The organism is Actinokineospora enzanensis DSM 44649 (genome assembly GCF_000374445.1).
In the GTDB taxonomy this organism is placed as follows: Bacteria; Actinomycetota; Actinomycetes; order Mycobacteriales; family Pseudonocardiaceae; genus Actinokineospora; species Actinokineospora enzanensis.
The window spans coordinates 625339-644169 of the sequence record NZ_KB894403.1; the positions used below are offsets into that span (position 1 = coordinate 625339).

Below are 18831 nucleotides of genomic sequence, written 5' to 3' on the forward strand. Positions count from 1 at the left end.
AGGCCCGCGTCCCGACTCAGCACGTCTCGTCTCAGCACGTCTCGTCTCTGCGCGTCCGGACTCCGTGCGGCGGTGGAGTCGCGGCGCGTTGGTCGCGGCCGACGGTGTCATCGCGTGCGTCTACGCGTTGGTGCTGCCGATGATGACCCGGGACGGCCCGACGCCCGGTCCGGCGCTGTGGTGGCAGGGCATGGTGGTGGCCGGGATCGCGCTGCCCTGCGCGGCGCGCCGGGTGTGGCCGGTCCCGGTGTTCTGGACCGTCCTGGCCGTCACGGTGTTCGGCTGGTCCACCGGGCACCTGCGCGAGCCGTTCGCGGCGGCGGCGTTCGCGCTCTACCCGGTGGCGCTCGCGGACGCGCCGCGCCGGGGTCCGTCCACGCGGGTGATCGCGTCGGTCAGCCTGGGGCTGTTGGCGGTCGGCCTCGTCGCGGGCACCCCGGTGGCATGGCAGGGCGACCTGGTCCGGCTGCTGCCCCTCGGGCCGGTGATGCCGGGCGCGTCATGGGCGATCGGGCGGGCCCTGCGCGATCGGAGGGCCGCGGCCGCGCGGGTGACCGAGGAGCTGGCGGGGCGCGCGGTCGCCGAGGAACGGCTGCGGATCGCGCGCGAGCTGCACGACAGCGTGGCGCACAGCATGGGCGTGGTCGCGGCGAAGGCCGGTGTCACCCGGCTGCTCCTCCCGGCGGGCACCGACGCGTCCGTGCGCGCCGCCTTGCACACCATCGAGACCACGAGCCGGGAGGCGCTCACCGAGATGCGCCGCATGCTCGGCGTGTTGCGCACGGAGGTCGGGCCGGATGAGCTGGCGCCCGCGCCCGGTATCGCACAGCTGCCCGAGTTGGTGCGGCAGGCGGCGACTGTCGGGGTGCGGGCGGAGCTGGATGTGCGCGCGGCGGGGGATCTTCCGGACACCGTGCAGCTGACTGTCTACCGCATCGTGCAGGAGGCGTTGACGAACGTGGTCAAGCACGCGGGCCCGACCCGCTGCCGGGTCGTCGTGGCGGCGACCGGGCAGGAGGTCCGGATCGAGGTCGCCGACGACGGCGAGACGGACCTTGCCGACCCGGCGGCGGGCGCGGGCGGCCACGGCCTGGTGGGGATGCGCGAGCGGGTGGCCATGTACGGCGGCGAGTTCTCCGCAGGCAGGCGCGACATCCGCGGGTTCTACGTCAGCGCGAGCCTGCCCTACCGCGCGGGGGAACGCCGGTGACGGAGCGGATCCGCGTGCTCGTCGCGGACGACCAGGCGTTGCTGCGCGGCACTTTCCGCCTCCTGGTGGACAGCGCGCCGGACCTCGTCGCGATCGGCGAGGCGCGCACCGGTGCGGAGGCGGTGGACGTGGCCCGGCGCGGCGATCCCGACGTGGTGCTGATGGACATCCGCATGCCCGAGCTCGACGGCATCGAGGCGACCCGGCTGATCTGCGCGGCCTCGCCCGGCACGCGCGTGCTGATCCTGACCATGTTCGACCTCGACTCCTACGTGTTCGGCGCGTTGCGCGCGGGCGCCAGCGGCTTCCTGCTCAAGGACACGCCGCCGGAGGACCTGCTGTCCGGTATCCGGACCGTGGCCGCGGGCGAGGGGCTGCTGACACCGCGGATGACCGGCAGGCTGATCGCCGAGTTCGCCCGGCACGCGCACCCGACGGCCGCGGTACCGCGCACGCTCGACGGGCTGACCACGCGCGAACGGGAGGTATTGACGCTGGTCGCGCGCGGGTTGTCGAACGCGGAGATCGCCGGGCACCTGCACCTGAGCCCGGCGACGGTGAAGTCCCACGTCGGCCACCTGTTCACCAAGCTGGCGGCGCGGGACCGGGCCCAGCTGGTGATCGCCGCCTACGAGTCCGGCCTGGTGGCGGCCGACCGCCGGTGACCGCCCGACCGAATCCGTTGCCGCATCGCAACAATCCCGGGCGGCCCTTCTCGTCCACAGTAGACCCGCCAGGATTGGACCAGGCCATCCACCGCGGGCGCCGCGGTGAGATGATCAGTGTCCGGGTGGCCCAGGACTGGAGGGCAATCGATGACGGACGAACACCTCGCGCGGCTGCTGTTCGACGGTGCGGACGACCCGGCGGCCGAGACCGGGGACGAGGTGGTCGACTCGGTCGTCTACATCCACGACACCCACCACCGCCTGCTCAACGACGACACCGCGTGGGGCATCCTGCTGCACGCGCTCGCCCGGACGCCCGGCGCGCCGCTGCGCCGTTTCCTGGACGCGACCCGCACGACGCACGAGACGTTCGCGACCTACTCCAGCATCAGCATCGCCGCTGCCCACTACGGCGATTCCCCGCGCCTGTACCAGGTCTACCCGGCGTGCGCACCGCTGTTCGGGCGAATGCGGGAGGCGCTGACGGGCGTCGCGGGGACGAACCGGAAGCTGTCGACGACCACCGCGCTGGCGTTGGTGTGCATGCAGTCCCCCGTGCTGGAGCTCGCGACCACGCGCGGCCCGGCCGCGTTGCACTTGGCGGACGTGCGGATCGACGACCTGCCCGACCGCCGGTGGGCCCGGCTGCTCGCGGGCGGACCCGCGCTGCCGCACCGGGTCGCGGCGGCGGCCGACGCGGCGGTGGCGCCGGTGTTCGGCACGGCGGCGCTGGACGCCGACCTGGCGGGCGGCACGCTGGCCGACACGGCGGCGGTCGAGTTCGAGGAGCACTGGCGGGCGTGGGAGGTCGCGGCCTACGCGGCGGCACGCGCGGAACTGCCCGGGATCGCGGTCCTCGACTACGCGGGCCACCGGGCCGCGGCGGGCCAATTGGCCCGGGTGACCGGGAACACACTCGACTTCCGAGGGTGATCATCGGCATCCGCCGTTCGTCCTACGGAGAACATCGCGGGCGGCGACGCAACGTGCCGCGATGAAACCGGACCGGATCGCGGTTTTCACCCTGAGTGGATATCGCCTACTGTCAAACAATCCATTTGGGTCTATGAGCCGCCGGTAGCGTCGGAAGTGGTTCGGAAATCGACCAGAATGGAGCCAGCACGATGTCCGTCCGCATCCCCGCTGCCGCCGCCGTGATCGCCGCCGCGGGCGCGATCGCCCTCGCGGCACCGGCCCAGGCACAGTCCTCGGTGTACCTGTTCACCGTTCCCACCTCCGCGCAGTGCAGCAGCGCGGGCAACAACGGCGTCGCAGGCGGCGTGTTCGCCTCGTACCAGTGCCAGAACGGGGTCGCGGGCTACAGCCTGAGTGTCGACCCGACCGCCAACCACTTCGCAGGCGTCTACATCACCACGCTCTCGACCCAGTCGGACGCCAACAACGCGGGCTTCGCGGGCATCAACGGCCACGTGTGGAACGCGTACTTCAGCCGCTCCGGCGTGGCAGGCTGGGACCTGCTCGTCACCCGCTGACGCGCGAGGATTCCGCCGCGCCGCCTGCGCGGCGGAATCCTGCAGGCGAACGGTTGTCCACGCTGTCGCAAAAGGCCGGGTCCGCCATCCGGAATGGACAATCCCGCGTGACCGGTCACCGGCGAGAGAATGGGACGAGCCCGCTGGACGAATCGGACTCGGAAGACGTCCGGATACACAGCGCGGATTCACCCATCGGAGCTATGACTCACGCCACACCGAGGGTTGTTTGAGGTTTCAACGGGGCGGGGCGAAGCTGTAAGGGTCACCTAACCCACGGGAGGACCTGTGCCGCTCTACACCTCGCGCGCCGACGTGCGGACCGACAGCCCGGAGCGCTACGCCAAGCAGCTCGTCGCGCACCTGAGCCGGAAGATCGAGTTCAGCACCGAGGGCCCCACCTCCACCACCACCCTGGACACCACCACCGGCGCCATCACCATCGGCGACGGCGTCCTCACGCTCACCGCCACCGGCACCGACCCCGAGGGCATCGCCCGGGTCGAACACGTGCTGGGCAGCCACCTGGAGCGGTTCGGCCAGCGCAAGGAACTGGAAGTCACCTGGACCCGCACCACCGACGAGTCCTGACCGCGGCACACCGCCGCAGGTCAGGCGGCGGTGTGCCGGGCGGCGGGTGCGTGGTGGCGACCGGCCAGTTCCAGCAGGTCGATCTCCGGCAGGGTCCGGGGGTGCCCGTCCCCCGTCACCCTGACCAGCGGGAACGACCGCCTCGGCCCGTCCGGCAGGACCTCCTCCCAGATCGAGTCCTCGATCGCGTGCAGGGCCGACACCACGAAGCCGACGAGGTCCCCGCCGGTGCCGACCAGCAGCACCTTGTCCGTCGCCCCGACCGGCGCGGGTCGTTCCAGCACGTCGGCGAGCCGGATCAGCGGGACCGCCACGCCGCGGTGGGTGAACAGGCCGTGGATCTCCGGGCTGTTGACCGCCAGCACGTCGGCCGGGTACTCGATCACCTCGCTGACCCGCAGCAGGTCCGTCGCCGCCTCGATGCCCGCCTGGAAGGTCAGCATCGGGCGGACGCGTTCGCGGATCTTACGGCCGCCGGACTGGTCGTCGCGGCCGCTGTCGGACAGTTCGCGGACCACCGGCGGTGCCGCGGCCGTGGTCATGGTGACGGCGCCCAGGCTGCGGACGTTCTCGTCGGCCACCACGGCCGCGTCGTCGATGACGAGCCGCTGTACGGCGCCGTCGGACAGGGTGCCCGCCAGCAGGGGCATGCTCGCGCGCACGGAGGCGGGCGCGGCCATGATGTCCTGCGCGGCCACCGACGCCACGTTCGTGACGTCCTCGACCGCGAGGACCACCATGCCGCGCGGCAGCCGCAGGCACACGCCGCGCATCGACGTCGTCGCGCCGAGGCTGCCCAGGCCGAGCAGGGCCAGGGTGTCCACGACCGCGACGGTGTACTCCCCCACCTCGGCCACGCCGAGGCAGACGCCGCGGGCCACCGCGGACGGGGTCACCCGCAGGTCGGGCACGACCGAGTGGACGTGGTCGACGCCGACGCACAGCCGGGTCTCGCCGCCGCTCAACAGCAGCACCGTCCGCATGGTGCCGTCGATCGCCCGGCGGTGGGCGTTCACGTCGTCACGGCCGCGGTCGCGGACCGCGGGGACGTCCGGCAGCGTGGTCACCGCGTCGAAGTCCAGCACGCTCACCAGCGCGCCGTCCGCCTGCTCGAAACCGGTGGAGAACAGCACGTGCTCGCCCGCGGTGCGCATGTGGAACAGCGCGTCCGCCTCGACCGTCTCCACGCCCAGGATCTCGTCCGCGAGCAGGCCGATGACGTGCCCGTCGTGCGCGGCGACCACGATCACCTCGGGACCCGGGGCGGCCGCGCCGCCGAACAGGTCGCGCAGGCTCAGCACCGGGATCGCCAGGTGGCGCAGGTTGACCGCGCCGCGCACGGCGGGCTGCCTGGTCGGCATCGGGTCCAGCGCGGCGGGCGCCGGGATGACCTCGCGCAGCCGGGCCAGCGGCAGCGCGACCCGCTTGCCGTCCACCGCGAAGACCCCGTACAGGGCGTCGATGTCGGTCACCGCTGCTCCCCGGTCAGCTCCTTGATGAGGGCGTTCACCTCCGTGGAGGTCTCCTGCTGGCGCTTGGTCGATGCCGCGATGGCCTGGATCGAGTCGGTGGTCTTGCGCACGCTCTGCAGGATCTCGCCGAACGCCGCCTGCGCCCGCTGGGACACCTTGGCGCCGTGCCCGACCCGCTCGGCCGAGTCCCGGATCAGCTCGGTGATCTCCCGGGCGGCCTCGGAGGACCGCTCGGCCAGCTTGCGCACCTCGGCGGCCACCACGGAGAACCCGACGCCGTGCTCACCGGCGCGGGCGGCCTCGATGGAGGCGTTGAACGCCAACAGGTTGGTCTGGCTGGCGATCTCCGAGATCACCCCGACGATCTGCGCGATCTTGTCCGAGGAACGCTCGATCAGCGAGATGGCCTCGATGGACTCGCGCAGCTCCTGGTGCCCGACCTCGGCGTTCTGCTGGGTGCGCCCGGCCAGCTCGCTGGCCTGCTCGCTGCTGCGCACGATGTCGCCGATGGCGTCGAACAGGCCCTGGATGGACTCGCTCATCTGCCCGGTCTTGCTGGTCAGCCGCTGCTCAAGGGCCACCTGGTCGGTGATGTCGTGCGCGTACTTGACGACCTTGAACGGCTCGCCGCGCAGGTTCAGGATCGGGTTGTAGCTGGCCTGGATCCACACGTCGCGGCCGAACTTGCCGACCCGGCGGAACCGGCCGGTGAGGAACTCGCCCTTGCGCAGCCGCAGCCAGAAGTCCCGGTACTCCGCGGAGGTCACGTAGTCCTGCGGGCAGAAGACGCTGTGGTGCTGGCCGACGATCTCGCGCAGCGAGTAGCCCAGGGTGCGCAGGAAGTTGTCGTTGGCGTCCAGCACGTTGCCGTCCAGGTCGAACTCGATCACGGCCTGGGCCCGGCCGATCGCGTCGACCTTGCCCTTGAACTCCGAGTTGCGCAGCTTCGCCTCGGTGACGTCCATCGCATACTTGACGACCTTGTACGGGCGACCGTCCAGGTCGAAGATCGGGTTGTAGGTGGCCTGGATCCAGATCTCCGTGCCGTTGCGGCCGACCCGCTTGAACTCGCCCGCGTTGTGCTCGCCGCGCCCGAGCCGCTCCCAGAACACCTGGTAGTCCACGGTGGTGGCGTAGTCGCTCTCCACGAACATCCGGTGGTGCTGGCCGATCACCTGGCCGCGGGTGTAGCCCATCAGGTCAAGGAAGTTGTCGTTGGCCTCCAGGATCCGCCCCTCCAGGTCGAACTCGATGGCGGCCTGGGCGCGGTCGATCGCGGTGACCTTGCCCTCGAACTCGGCGTTGCGCAGCTTCACGCCGGTGACGTCCATCGCATACTTGACGACCTTGTACGGGCGACCGTCCAGGTCCAGGATCGGGTTGTAGGTGGCCTGGATCCAGACCTCCGCGCCGTCCTTGCCGATCCGCTTGTACTCGCCAGCCTCGTACTCGCCGCGCCGCAGCCGCCGCCAGAACGCCTCGTAGGCGGCGTTGGTGGTGGTCGCCGGGTCGACGAACATCCGGTGGTGCTGGCCCTCGACCTCGTCGCGGACGTAGCCGACCAGCCGCAGGAAGTTGTCGTTGGCGCTGATGATGGTGCCGTCGAGGTCGAACTCGATCACCGACTGGGCCCGGCCGATGGCCTCCACCATGCCCTCGTAGCCCGCGTTGCGCAGCTTCACGTCGGTGACGTCCATGGCGTAGGTGACGACCTTGTACGGCACGCCGTCCGGGTCGAAGATCGGGTTGTAGGTGGCCCGCAGCCACACCTCGCGGCCGTCGCGGCCGATCCGCTTGTACTCGCCGGTGGCGTACTCGCCCGCGCCCAGCCGCTGCCAGAACGCGCGGTAGGCCTGGCCCTTGGACTCCTCGGGGTCGACGAACATCCGGTGGTGCTGGCCGAGCACCTCGTCCTCGGTGTAGGCCAGCAGGGACAGGAACGACTCGTTGGCGGCCAGTGCGATGCCCGCCAGGTCGAACTCGACCACGGCCAGCGACTCGCCGACGGCGGCCTGCTTGGCCTCCAGCTCGTGCGCGTGCCGGTAGCTGTCGGTGAGATCGTCCGCGCACACCACCACGGCGCCGCCACCGGGCAGCGGGCTGCTGCTCAGCCGGGCCCAGCGGGTGCTGCCGGTGCCGTCGTGCACGGCCTCGTCCATGATCACGGTGTGCCGGTTCTCGGTGGCCAGCAGGGCGGCGATCACCGTCGCAGGCAGCTTCCACACCTCGGCCAGGGTGGCCCCGACCAGCGCGTCCAACGACCGACCGGTCAGCTCCAGCGCCCGCGCGTTGGCCCCGAGCACCCGGCCGTCGGCCACCGCCACCGTCATCAGGGCCCGGTTGGCGGTCACCAGCCGCAGGCACGCGGCCTGGGTCGGACCGTCCATCTGCTCGTCAAGCAGGACGCTGTCAGTCACCCGAGACTCCCTGTGGTTCGTGCTGTAGTTCGTGGCGGCCGGATTACCCGCCGCTCGGGCCATCGGGATCGTCGGTGTCGAGCTGAGCGGATGTCCCCGACGTCACCGGACCGCGTGGTTGACTTGCCCGGTGCGTGACGTCACCCCGGACGGCAGTCCCGTGGAGGTCTACGCGGCACTGCCCGCGCTGGGCGAGCCGGAGATCATCGAGGCGGTGCTGTCGGGTCGCGGGGACGTGCTCGACCTGGGCTGCGGGACGGGCCGGATCGCGGACGTGCTGGCCCGGCGGGGGCACCGGGTGGTGGCGGTGGACGAGTCGGCGGCGATGCTCGAACGGGTGCGGGTGGCGGAGGTCGTGCGCGCGCGGATCGAGGAGCTGCGCCTCGAACGCCGGTTCGACGTGGTGGTGCTGGCCAGCCATCTGGTGAACACGCCGTCGCCTGCCGCGCGTCGGGGCCTGCTGCGGACCGTCGCCCACCACCTGCGCGCGGACGGCCACGCGGTGATCGAGTGGCACCCGCCCGCGTGGTTCGACGAGGTGCGCGAGTCCACGAGCGTGCTGGGCGAGGTCGGTGTCCGGCTGGGTGATCTCCGTCGGTCGGACGACCTGCTGACCGCCACGGTCGTGTACACGCTCGGCTCGGTGGCATGGCCGCAGACCTTCACCGCGCGTCGGTTATCCGAGGCCGAACTGTGCACCGACCTCTCCGAGGCGGGGCTGGTGTTCGACCAGTGGCTCACTCCGGACCGGACCTGGTTCAGTGCTCGGTGCGATGCGGCTGCCTGACGGGCCGGGCTCGCGGGCGGTGCTGATCGGGGCGGGCCGGTACGAGGATCCGGATCTGCCCGACCTGCCCGCCGTGTCCGCGAACCTGGCCGCCTTGGCCGAGATCCTGGTGAGTCCGGCGGGGACCGGACTGCCCGCCGAGAACTGCTCGGTGTTCTCCGACCCGGACGACCTCACCAACCTGGGCGTGAGCATCGAGGCGATCGCCGAGCAGACCCGGGACACGCTGCTGGTCTACTACTCCGGGCACGGCGTGGTCGACGCCCAGGGGCGGTTGTGCCTGGCCATGCCGGGGACGATGCGCAACCGGCTGCGGTGGACGACGCTGGAGTTCACCCGGCTGCGGGACGTGCTGTTGGAAGCGCCTGCCGAGAACCGGGTGCTGATATTGGACTGCTGTTTCTCCGGGCGCGCGATCGAGGCAATGGCGTCGGCGGAGTCGGTGATGTCGGGGCAGATCGAGATCGCCGGGACCTACACGCTGGCCTCCGCGCCCGCCAACGCCGCAGCCAACGCACCCATGGGTGAACCGCTCACTGCGTTCACCGGGGAGCTTGTCCGGGTCCTGCGGGACGGTCTGCCCGGCGGTCCACCGCTGCTGTCGTTCACCGCGCTCTACCCGCACCTGGTCCGCGCACTCGACGCGCGCGGACTCGCGCGCCCGGTCCAACGGGGTGTCCGCACGGCCGATCAACTCGCGCTGGCACCCAACCGCGCGCACGCGCAGAACAGACTGCTTACCCGGGACGCCTTCCTGCGGCAGGACGCGGACCTGGTGACCGGATCGGCGGCGGTGATCCGCGTCGAGCTCACCGGGCACCGCACGCACCAAGCGGTCCTCGGGTACGGCGAGTCGGAGCGGATGCTCACCGAGGCAGCCCACCGGCTCGTCGAGACCGTCGGCCCGGACGCGCCGGTCGCCCGGCTGGAAGGTCCGTCGTTCGCCGCGTTGTTGGTCGGCCCCGCGGCGCAGGAGGTCGACGCACTCGCCGAGCGGGTGCACACCGAACTCTCCCGGCCGTATACCGTCGCCGAACTGGCCGTGCACGTCGGCGTCCTGGTGGGGCATTCGGCAGGCGATCGCCCGGTCGAGACGCTGCTGCACCAGGCGGACCTCGCGCTGCAGGCCGCATGGGGGCCGCATCCCGTGCGCGACTACCAGCCGACGATCGGCGACGTGTTCCTGCGCCGGTACCAGATCGCCAGCCGGTTCCGACGCGGCATCGCCACCGGCCAGGTCCACGTCCGCTACCAGCCCCGAATAGCGCCCGCGTCCCGACGACTGGTCGGCGTCGAGGCGCTGGTGCGGTGGCGACACCCCGAACTGGGCTCCCTCGACCCGAACGAGCTGGTACCCACCGTCGAGTCGACCGGGCAGGCCGACGAGCTGACCGACTTCGTCCTGTACTCGGCGCTTGGCCGCGCGCGGGCGTGGTCGAACGACGGTCTGGACCTCTCGATGTCGGTGAACATCTCGCCGCGCAACCTCGACGACCAGGGCTTCCCCGATCGGGTGGCCGCGCTGCTGGCGGACCACGCCGTCCCGCCCGGATCGGTGACGCTGGCGCTGACCGAGTCGGCGCTGGCCGTCGACCCCGAGCGCGCCATGTCGGCCCTGTGGCGGCTGCGCGAGACCGGGGTTCGCATCGCGCTGGACAACTTCGGCAGCGCCCAATCGTCACTGTCCTATCTGCGACAGTCGCCGGTGGACGAGGTCACGATCGACCGCCAGTTCGTCGGGGACCTGCTCGACGACCGGAGCGACCGGACCGTGGTCCGGTCGCTGGTGGACATCGCGCACTCCCTCGGCCTGACCGCGTGCGCGATCGGAGTGGAGGAAGCCACCACCCTGAACGCGCTCACCGCCATGGGGTGCGACATCGTCCAGGGCTACCTGATCTCCGGCGCCCGGAGCGGGAAACGGCTCGCCGCGTGGATCGCGACGCACACGACCCGGTCGGCGGACTCCGCGTTCACCTGGCGGCCCTGACACTGCACATGCGACTCGTCGTGAGCGGTCATATCGTCTCCGTGTGCGGCCAGTCCAGTGTCCCAATGGAGGTGGCGCCGGTGAGCGCGAGCGTGGTCGAGCGGGCGGCGGGGGACGGGATCGGGTTGTCGCGGGCGCGGATGAACGTCGTGTTCGGCACCATCCTGCTGGGCATGCTGCTGTCCGCGTTGGACCAGACGATCGTGGCGACGGCGTTGCCGACGATCGTCGGGGACGTGGGCGGCGCCGGGCACATGAGCTGGGTGGTGACCTCCTACATCCTGGCCGAGACGATCGCCACCGTGCTGGCGGGCAAGTTCGGCGACCTGTTCGGCCGCAAGGCGATGTTCCAGGTCAGCGTGGCGGTGTTCATCGCGGGCTCGTTCTTCTGCGGGCTGGCCGACAATATGGGGCTGCTCATCGCGATGCGGGCCGTGCAGGGGATCGGCGGGGGCGGGATCGCGGTGACGGCGACGGCGCTGATCGCGGATGTGATCCCGTTGCGGGAGCGCGGCAAGTACCAGGGTGCGCTGGGCGCGGTGTTCGGCGTGACCACGGTGATCGGCCCGTTGCTCGGCGGTCTGTTCACCGACCACCTGTCGTGGCGCTGGGCGTTCTACATCAACGTCCCGATCGCCATCGTGGTCATCGCACTGGCCGCGCGCACCATTCCCGGCCGCGCGGACCGTGCCACGCCGCGCATCGACTACCTGGGCGTGCTGTTCGTCGCGCTCGGTGCCAGCGGCCTGACCCTGGCGACGACCTGGGGTGGCACGGAGTACCCCTGGGGTTCGGCCACGATCGTGGGACTGTTCGTCGGGTCGGTGCTCGCCCTGGGTGTCTTCGTGCTGGTCGAACTGCGCGCGGAGGAGCCGATCCTGCCGATGCGCCTGTTCCGCGGCCGGGTGTTCACGATCGCGTCGCTGCTGAGCTTCATCGTCGGCTTCGCCATGCTGGGCGCGTTGACGTTCCTGCCGTCGTACCTGCAGTTCGTGTCGGGCACGTCGGCCACCATGTCGGGCATCCGCACGCTGCCGATGATCCTCGGGCTGCTCATCACCGCGCTGGCCTCCGGACAGGTGATCGGCGCGACCGGCCGCTATCGCGCGTTCCCGATCGCGGGTACGGCCACGATCGCGGTCGGCCTGTTCCTGCTGTCCCGGATGGACGAACACACGTCGGTGTTCGTGCAGTCCCTGGACATGTTCCTGCTGGGCGCGGGCATCGGTCTGGCCATGCAGGTGCTCACGATCGTCGTGCAGAACACCGCCGACTACCGCGATCTCGGCGCCGCCACCTCCGGCGTGACGTTCTTCCGCACGCTGGGCAGCTCCTTCGGCGCGTCGATCATGGGCACGGTCTACACCAACCAACTCGGTGACGTCCTGCCCCGCGCCCTCGCCACCACCGGCGTCGCACCCGCCGCCGTGGCGGAGCCGTCACTCGTGCACGTGCTGCCCGACGCGGCTCGTGCACCGATCGTGCACGCGTATTCGGAGGCATTGCAGATCGTGTTCCTGGCGGGTGTCCCGGTGGCGGTTCTGGGATTCCTGGTGGCGTTGTTCCTGCCCCAGGTGAGCATTCGCGGCACCGCGCGTGACGCCGTTCGCGGTTCCGGCGAGGGTTTCGCCATGCCGTCCGATCCGCATTCGGATATGCAGCTGGAGAACATGATCGGCCGCATTCTCCGGCACCACCCCGAGGCGTCGGCCGAGGTCCTGCGCCATTCCGGCCTGCCGCTGGACATCCCGACCGTCTGGGGACTGGTCGGTATCCACCTGCGGTCCGAGCTGCTCGGCGTCGGCACCCGTCCCGAGGACATCGAGGACCAGATCCGTGTCCCCCACGGGGTCCTGGAATCCTTCTACGACGACATCGTCCGCGCCGGTTATCTGACCCGCTCCGATGACGGCTGTCTGAACCTCACCGCACGCGCCCAGGTCGCGGTGGAGACCCTCACCGACGCGTGGACCGTGTGGATGCTCGACCAGCTCTCGGACTGGGTGGGCGACCGCGACCCGGCGACTCTGGACGCCCAGGTCCGCGTGGCAGTGCACGGCGTCGCACGGAAGCTGATGCTGGAACAACAGCGGGAACTGCAACCCGTCTGACTCATCCGCGAGGGTGCCGGGGCGCCAGCAACAGCCCGGTGGCGGCATCGGTGAGCGCGTGCCCGATCAATCCCCAATCGGCCGCCTCCCCGGTCTCCGCCGCCACCCGTTCCCTTTCCGCGCAGGTATGGATGATCGCCATCCGCACGGCCTGCTCGCGCAACGCGGCCTGTTCGATCGGCAAATCGGGCATACACGACCAGAGGACGTCCAATGCCTCTTTCCGGTCACCCAGCAGCCGCTCCCCCGACAACCCGGCCGCGAACGCCGGATCCGTACACACCTGCGCCGTGAACCGAGCGAACCAGCTGGGATTCCCCAACGACGCCAGATGGTCGATGTAGGGCAGCACGAGACTGGCCACGTGCACCCGCGGATCGGCCACGCCGTGGGCGCGCTCCACCATGACCTGGGTCCGATCGGCGATATCGCCCCCGTGTGACCGCGCGATGGCATGGATCAGGTCCGTGCGAGTACCCACGTGGTAGGTCAGGGCCGAGTTGTTCGCCTGGCCCGCGGCCTCCACGATCTGCCGGTTCGAGACCTGCGCGAGCCCGCGCTCCGCGTAGAGCCGCTCCGCCGTCTGCAGCAGCAGCGCCCGGGTCGCCTCCGCCTGGGCGCGGCGGGGGGTCCGCGGCGGGGTGTCCGTGTTCATGGCGTTGATCCTCTCTCTCGCGCGCCCCGATCGCCGTAAGACACGCATCTCAATTCGGTGCTACGGTGACTTAAGACGATCGTCTGACCACCTAGTGTCACGGGGGCACGGACATGACCACCACGGATCCCAGGCCGTATCCGTTCAGCGAGACCCGACACCTCGACATCGAGCCGCTGTTCGCCGCACTGCGCGCCGAGCAGCCGCTGATCCGGGTGCGGCTGCCGTTCGGCGAGCCCGCCTGGCTGGCGACCCGCTACGACGACGTGCGCACCGTCCTGGGCGACCCGCGGTTCAGCCGGGCCGCGGGTGACGGCCGCGACCAGCCGCGGCTGCGACCGTTCGTCCCGCCACCGGGCAACATCCTCAGCCTCGACCCGCCCGACCACAGCAGGCTGCGCAGGCTGGTGACCAAGGCGTTCACCGTCCGACGGGTCGAACGGCTGCGCCCGCACGTCCAGGGGATCGCCGACCGGCTGGTGGACGCGATGCTCGCGCACGGCTCGCCCGCCGACCTGGTCGACGAGTTCGCGCTGCCGCTGCCGATCACGGTGATCTGCGAGCTGCTCGGCGTCCCGTACGAGGACCGCGGCGACTTCCGCGTCTGGTCGGACGCGTTCCTGGCCACCACCAAGTACACACCCGCCGAGGTGGGCGAGTACACGAAACGGATGAACCGGTACCTGGCGGGCCTGGTCGCGCAGCGCCGGGAGACGCCGACCGACGACCTGATCGGCGGGCTGGTGGTGGCCCGGGACCAGGACGACCGGCTCTCCGAGGACGAGCTGATCTCGCTGATGATGACGCTGCTGGTCGCCGGGCACGAGACGACCGCGACACAGATCCCGAACTTCGTGTACGTGCTGCTCACCCATCCCGAGCAGTTGGCGCAGCTGCGAGCGGATCCCGGGTTGGTGCCGCGCGCGGTGGAGGAGCTGATGCGGTTCGTGCCGTTCGGCACCGGGGCGGGCATTCCGCGATATGCGACGGAGGATGTCGAGCTTGGCGGGGTCGTGGTGAAGGCGGGGGAACCGGTGCTCGCGTCGATGTCTTCGGCGAACCGGGATGAGACGGTGTTTCCCGACGCGGAGCGGTTTGACCTGTCTCGTGAACCGGCGGGGCATGTGGGGTTCGGGCATGGGGTGCATCACTGTTTGGGGGCGCCGTTGGCTCGGATGGAGCTTCAGGTCGCGTTGGACACCTTGCTGCGTCGGTTGCCGGGGCTTCGGTTCGCGGGTGGAGTGGGGGATGTGGTGTGGAAGGTGGGGATGTCTACGCCGGGGCCTGCGCATTTGCCGGTTGCTTGGGATGTGGCGTGAGGGGTTGTCCGCAAACAGGGCTCGTGATTCATCCACTGGGCTCGATTGGGGGATATTGGCGGTGAGACGAGCTCTGGGGCGGGGTGCCGGAAGTGCGGTGTTCGGGAGCGCGTCGAAAGGCTGGGCTGTTCGGTGATGCGGGGGCGGGATATCGGCTTGACCCGGATGGGGTGTCGACTTCTACCGTGGCCGCCATGACCATCACGATTCGCCGTGCGGATGACGATGAGGTTCTCGGGCATCTGCGGCCCAGTGGGGACTTCTGGCAGCCCATGACCGTGTTCCACGCCGCCCTCGCCGCGCCGACGACATTGGATGTGGCGGAGGAGTTGGTGCGGCGGGACGGGTTGTCGTGTCTGGCGGAGGCGTGGTGGGTCGAGGATGGGGGCGTCTGGCGGGAGGCTCGTATCCAGGAGGCTCGGCCGGATCGGCTGCGGGTGCGGTGGGCTGATCCGATGGTCGACCAGCCCGCGCACGGTGTCTGGATCGACCCGCGGGCCGTGCGGGTGCAGCGGCACCGGCCCTAGGCGGTGGTTCGCTTCTCCCGTCATCGGGCGGCGGCGGCGATCGTGGAGTGGGCGAAAGCCTCCGGTCATGCGGGACGGCCGCCGTGATCGGTCTCCAGGTGGAGACGGATCACGGCGGTTCTAGGCGTTCGGCCGGAGGGCGGTCTCGACGGATTCCGCGGTGCGGAGCAGGCGGGTGTCGGCGAAGGGGTGCGACTCCAGGGTGATGCCGACGGCAAGGCCCGTGGCGGTGGTGCCCGCGGGCAGGGTGAGCATGGGGAGACCTACGACGGTGCCGGGGGCCACGTTGCGGGTGACAGTGGGGAAAGTGGGGACGAGGCGACCATTGTGGGTGATCACGTCGTCCTCGCCGATGTGTGGCGGGAGGACCGGTGAGGTGGGGAACAGCAGCACGTCGACCCGGGTGAACAGGTCGAGGTAGGCGCGGCGGAGATGCAGGCGGGCGGCTCTGGCGGCAGCGTAGGCCGCGGAGGTGACCGGGGTGGTGTGCATGGACTCGATCAGGGCGCGGACGTCCGGGGAGGCGATCTTTCCCGGCCAGTCCGACGGGTCCGCGTGCACTCGCCGGGCGAGCAGGCGGGGGGCCTCGTGGAAGACGAGATCGAAGCCCGCGCCCTCGGCGGTCTCGATGTCGTTCGGCAGGTCGACCTCGATCAGTCGGGCGCCTGCCTGTTCCAGCGAGGACAACGTTTCTGCCGCGACGCGGGAGAGTTCCGGTTCCAGGTCGGCGTAGCGCCTGCCGACGATGCCGACGCGTAGGCCCGTGAGCGGGATAGGGGCGTGTGCGGGTTCGCCGGTGATCAGTTCGTCCAGGACGCGGGCGTCGTGGGCGGTGCGGGTGTGCAGGCCGATGGTGTCGCGGGTGGTGGACAGGTTGACCACGCCGTCGCCCGGGTAGCGGCCGGTGGTGGGGCGGAAGCCGACGATGCCGCAGTAGGACGACGGGACGGTGACCGAGCCGCCGGTGTCGGTGCCCAGGGCGAACGGGACGGTGCCCAGGGCCACGCAGGCCGCGCTGCCGCCGCTGGAGCCGCCTGCGGTGCGGGCGGGGTCGGCCGGGTTGCGGACGGGGCCGAACGCACGGTTGTTGCTGGTGATGCCGAAGGCGAGTTCGTGCAGGTTGGTCTTGCCGAGGACCACCCCGCCCAGTGCCTTCACCGCGCTGACGACGGTGGCGTCGGCGCAGGCCGGGTCGGTGTCCAGGAGCGGGCTGCCCGCCGTCGTGGACAGGCCCTCGACGTCGATGTTGTCCTTCACCGCGAACGGGATGCCCGCGAGCGGGCCCGGTTCGTGGGGTACCGGGTCGGCCAGGTGGAGCCAGTCGCCGTGGGTCGAGGTGGCCGCTCGGGAGGCCGCCTCGGCGCGGTGGTGGGCGCGGCGCGGGTGGGTGAGGGCGAGCCAGTCGGCGAGGGTGGTGGGGTCCTCGGGGGGCATGCGGGCTCCTCTCCTGGCTCCTGAACCGGAAAGGGGGACGGTAGGAGGGGTGGCGGGGCCGGTCAATGGACCCCGACGACCCGTGGTGTGCTCTGCGTGCACGACAGGCGCGGCGGTCCTGTTCGGTCTACGCGGGTGGTGTCTCGTCCAGCAGGGCGTCGACCCGGTCGACGTCGGCGTGGTCGGCGGTGGACCGGTACAGGGCGCGGGCGCGCTGCCAGGCGTCGCGGGCCTCGGCGACGCGGTGCAGGTCACGGAGCACCAGGCCCAGGTTCGACCAGGCCGTGGCCTCGCCCGCGTAGTCCGGTTCGGACCGGGCGGCGTCGATGGCCAGGTGGCAGGTGCCGATCGCCTCGTCGTGGTGGCCCGCGTTCCACAGCGCGAGGGCGAGGTTGTTCCAGGCGAGCCCGCGGTTGTGGTCGTCGCCGGTGTCGTCGAACAGGGCGATCGCGCGGCGGGTGGCGGCGACGGACTCCTCGGCGCGGCCGGTGTGCCGCAGGGCGATGCCCAGGTTCATCCACGACGTCGCCTCGGCGTGCCGGTCGGCGGCGGCGCGGTGCAGGTCCACGGCGTGCTGGTGGGCGTCGCGGGCCTCGTCGAAGCGGCCGAGGGCGCGCAGGGTGGTGCCCAGGTTGTCGGCGGCGGCCGCCTCGCCCGCGCGGTCGCCGAAGCGGTGGTAGCGGGCCACGGCGTCGCGGCAGGCGAGCAGGGCTTCGGCGAACCGGTGCGACGCGCGCAGGGCGGCGCCGAGGTTGTCGGCGGCCTTGGCCTGGTCGCGGGGTCCGAAGTGGAGGGCGCTGCGGCGGGCGTGCCGGGCGACGACGACCCAGTCGGTGAGGTGGTGGTTCCGGTCCAGGTGGTCGGCGAGGGCGGCGGCGAGACGGACGGCGTGGTCGTGGTGGCCGGTGAGGCTGGTCCAGACGACCACCGCGACCAGGTTGACGCGTTCCGCGGCCAGCCAGTCGACGGCGTCCTTGAGGTGGTGGAAGCGTTCCACGGGTCCGTGAAGCCGTTGGCGGGCTTGCTCGGCGGTGAGCGTGTAGTGGTCGAACAGCCGGGCCAGGGCGGACTCGTTCTCGTCCTGGCCGGGTGGGATGTGCGAGCGGACCAGGTCGTGCAGACCCCAGCGGCCCGGCGCGGTGGTGCGGACGAGCCGGGCGGCGCGCAGCGCGTGGAGATCGTTCTCGCCCCGGCCGGTCAGCACCGCAACGGCCTCTGTGGACAGATCAGGTCCGGGTGCCAGGCACATCAGGCGCAGCATCTCCGCCCGCTGCGGGGCGGTGCGCGACAGGTGCCGCCAGGCAAAGTCCACAATGGAGTCCGTGGCAAGCCTGCCGGCGAGCACGTCCGGCGACAGCTCCTCCAGCAACGCGCCCGCGATGCGCAGGGACAACGGGAGACCGAGCGCCTGCAGGGCCGGGGCGTCGGTGAGGTCGTGGTCGCCGAGCAGGAGCCGGGCGGCGTCGGCGTCGAGCGGGCCGAGTGGCACGTGCTGGGCGGGAAGGTCGAGCGGCTCCCGGGAAGTGACCAGGACGACGTGGTCGCCGGAGTCCGGCAGCAGTGGGAGAACCTGGGCGGGCGTCGAGACGTTGTCCAGGATCAGCAGCGTCCGCTCGCGCCGGATCCAGCCCCGGACGGTCTCCGCCGCGACCGGGTCCGGGGCGTGTCCGCGCATGTCGACCAGGAAGACACCGCCGGGGAAGTCCGCCGCGACCCGCCGGGCGTGGTGCCGGACGAACGTGGTCTTGCCGATGCCGCTCGGCCCGGTCACCATCGTCACGCCCGCGGGCTCCCAGGCGAGCTGCTCGTCGCGGCCCACGAAGACCTCGTCCACCGGCGAGTCCGGCCCGAGGGTCTCCACCCGCGCGGCGCCGCGGCTGTCGATGTCGGGCGGGCGGGCCGCCGGGGCGGGCCGCACCCGGACCTGCCGGACGAACAGGGCGGCCGCGGGCAGCAGGGCGACCATCCAGATGACGACGGCGGGCGGCCGGTTCTCCTCGGCCAGGCTCGGCCAGCCGAACAGGAGCAGCTCCCACAGGCCCACGACCACGGCCATCACCGCGACCGCCACGAAGAGGGCCTGCCACCACCGCGCCATCCGACTCACCCCCGGTACCGACTCCGAGCATGATCATGCCGCACCGGGCGGGCCGGAGC

General features: G+C 71.3%; 15 protein-coding genes. 10 read left to right on the top strand and 5 right to left on the bottom strand.

Annotation, left to right across the window (positions count from 1 at the left end; all coding sequences use genetic code 11):
- Positions 1 to 64 precede the first annotated feature (64 nt).
- The 5 genes from C503_RS0102565 (at position 65) to C503_RS37570 (ending at position 3962) form a co-directional block, all read left to right on the top strand.
- Positions 65 to 1210, top strand: coding sequence for a sensor histidine kinase (locus C503_RS0102565; RefSeq protein ID WP_026315909.1), 1146 nt, complete (start codon positions 65 to 67; stop codon positions 1208 to 1210).
- Positions 1207 to 1875, top strand: a complete 669-nt coding sequence (locus C503_RS0102570) for a response regulator (protein ID WP_018680637.1) — start codon at positions 1207 to 1209, stop codon at positions 1873 to 1875. Before C503_RS0102565 ends, C503_RS0102570 begins: the two co-directional genes overlap by 4 nt.
- 150 nt (positions 1876 to 2025) lie before the next feature.
- Entirely contained in the window at positions 2026 to 2811 is a 786-nt protein-coding gene (locus tag C503_RS0102575; RefSeq protein WP_018680638.1) for a hypothetical protein, read from the top strand.
- A gap of 191 nt (positions 2812 to 3002) precedes the next feature.
- Positions 3003 to 3371: a hypothetical protein gene (locus C503_RS0102580; protein WP_018680639.1), complete on the top strand. Its 369-nt coding sequence runs from the start codon at positions 3003 to 3005 to the stop codon at positions 3369 to 3371.
- Positions 3372 to 3659: 288 nt separating this feature from the next.
- Positions 3660 to 3962, top strand: coding sequence for a DUF2218 domain-containing protein (locus C503_RS37570; RefSeq protein WP_018680640.1), 303 nt, complete (start codon positions 3660 to 3662; stop codon positions 3960 to 3962).
- 20 nt (positions 3963 to 3982) lie between these two features.
- On the opposite strand, the gene C503_RS0102590 is transcribed toward C503_RS37570, so the two are convergent.
- Together C503_RS0102590 and C503_RS0102595 are read right to left on the bottom strand one after the other, a co-directional pair.
- Positions 3983 to 5434 carry a chemotaxis protein CheW gene (locus C503_RS0102590; protein ID WP_018680641.1) on the bottom strand — a complete coding sequence of 484 codons (1452 nt, stop codon included), beginning with the start codon at positions 5432 to 5434 and terminating at the stop codon, positions 3983 to 3985.
- A complete protein-coding gene (locus C503_RS0102595) occupies positions 5431 to 7851 on the bottom strand; it encodes a methyl-accepting chemotaxis protein (RefSeq protein WP_018680642.1) in 2421 nt (806 codons plus the stop codon). The genes C503_RS0102590 and C503_RS0102595 overlap by 4 nt, the downstream gene beginning before the upstream one ends.
- Before the next feature lie 130 nt (positions 7852 to 7981).
- Here C503_RS0102595 and C503_RS0102600 point away from each other — a divergent pair, with 130 nt between their 5' ends.
- The 3 genes from C503_RS0102600 (at position 7982) to C503_RS0102610 (ending at position 12739) form a co-directional block, all read left to right on the top strand.
- On the top strand, positions 7982 to 8638 hold the full coding sequence (locus C503_RS0102600) for a class I SAM-dependent methyltransferase (RefSeq protein ID WP_018680643.1): 657 nt from the start codon (positions 7982 to 7984) through the stop codon (positions 8636 to 8638).
- A complete protein-coding gene (locus tag C503_RS42950) occupies positions 8625 to 10628 on the top strand; it encodes a putative bifunctional diguanylate cyclase/phosphodiesterase (protein WP_156892908.1) in 2004 nt (667 codons plus the stop codon). Before C503_RS0102600 ends, C503_RS42950 begins: the two co-directional genes overlap by 14 nt.
- Positions 10629 to 10693: 65 nt before the next feature.
- Positions 10694 to 12739, top strand: coding sequence for an MDR family MFS transporter (locus C503_RS0102610; protein ID WP_051114730.1), 2046 nt, complete (start codon positions 10694 to 10696; stop codon positions 12737 to 12739).
- Between the two features lies 1 nt (position 12740).
- Here C503_RS0102610 and C503_RS37580 read toward each other — a convergent pair whose 3' ends face one another.
- Positions 12741 to 13394 carry a TetR/AcrR family transcriptional regulator gene (locus C503_RS37580; protein WP_018680646.1) on the bottom strand — a complete coding sequence of 218 codons (654 nt, stop codon included), beginning with the start codon at positions 13392 to 13394 and terminating at the stop codon, positions 12741 to 12743.
- 113 nt (positions 13395 to 13507) lie between these two features.
- Here C503_RS37580 and C503_RS0102620 point away from each other — a divergent pair, with 113 nt between their 5' ends.
- Positions 13508 to 14713, top strand: a complete 1206-nt coding sequence (locus C503_RS0102620) for a cytochrome P450 (RefSeq protein ID WP_018680647.1) — start codon at positions 13508 to 13510, stop codon at positions 14711 to 14713.
- Between the two features lie 194 nt (positions 14714 to 14907).
- Positions 14908 to 15240, top strand: a complete 333-nt coding sequence (locus C503_RS37585; RefSeq protein ID WP_156892909.1) for a hypothetical protein — start codon at positions 14908 to 14910, stop codon at positions 15238 to 15240.
- Between the two features lie 120 nt (positions 15241 to 15360).
- Here the strand turns inward: C503_RS37585 and C503_RS0102630 are convergent, their stop codons facing one another.
- Together C503_RS0102630 and C503_RS37590 are read right to left on the bottom strand one after the other, a co-directional pair.
- Positions 15361 to 16674 carry an amidase family protein gene (locus C503_RS0102630; RefSeq protein WP_018680649.1) on the bottom strand — a complete coding sequence of 438 codons (1314 nt, stop codon included), beginning with the start codon at positions 16672 to 16674 and terminating at the stop codon, positions 15361 to 15363.
- Between the two features lie 127 nt (positions 16675 to 16801).
- The gene (locus tag C503_RS37590; protein ID WP_033400041.1) at positions 16802 to 18772 is read right to left on the bottom strand and encodes a tetratricopeptide repeat protein; all 1971 of its coding nucleotides are present in this window, start codon (positions 18770 to 18772) and stop codon (positions 16802 to 16804) included.
- Between the last annotated feature and the right edge of the window lie 59 nt (positions 18773 to 18831).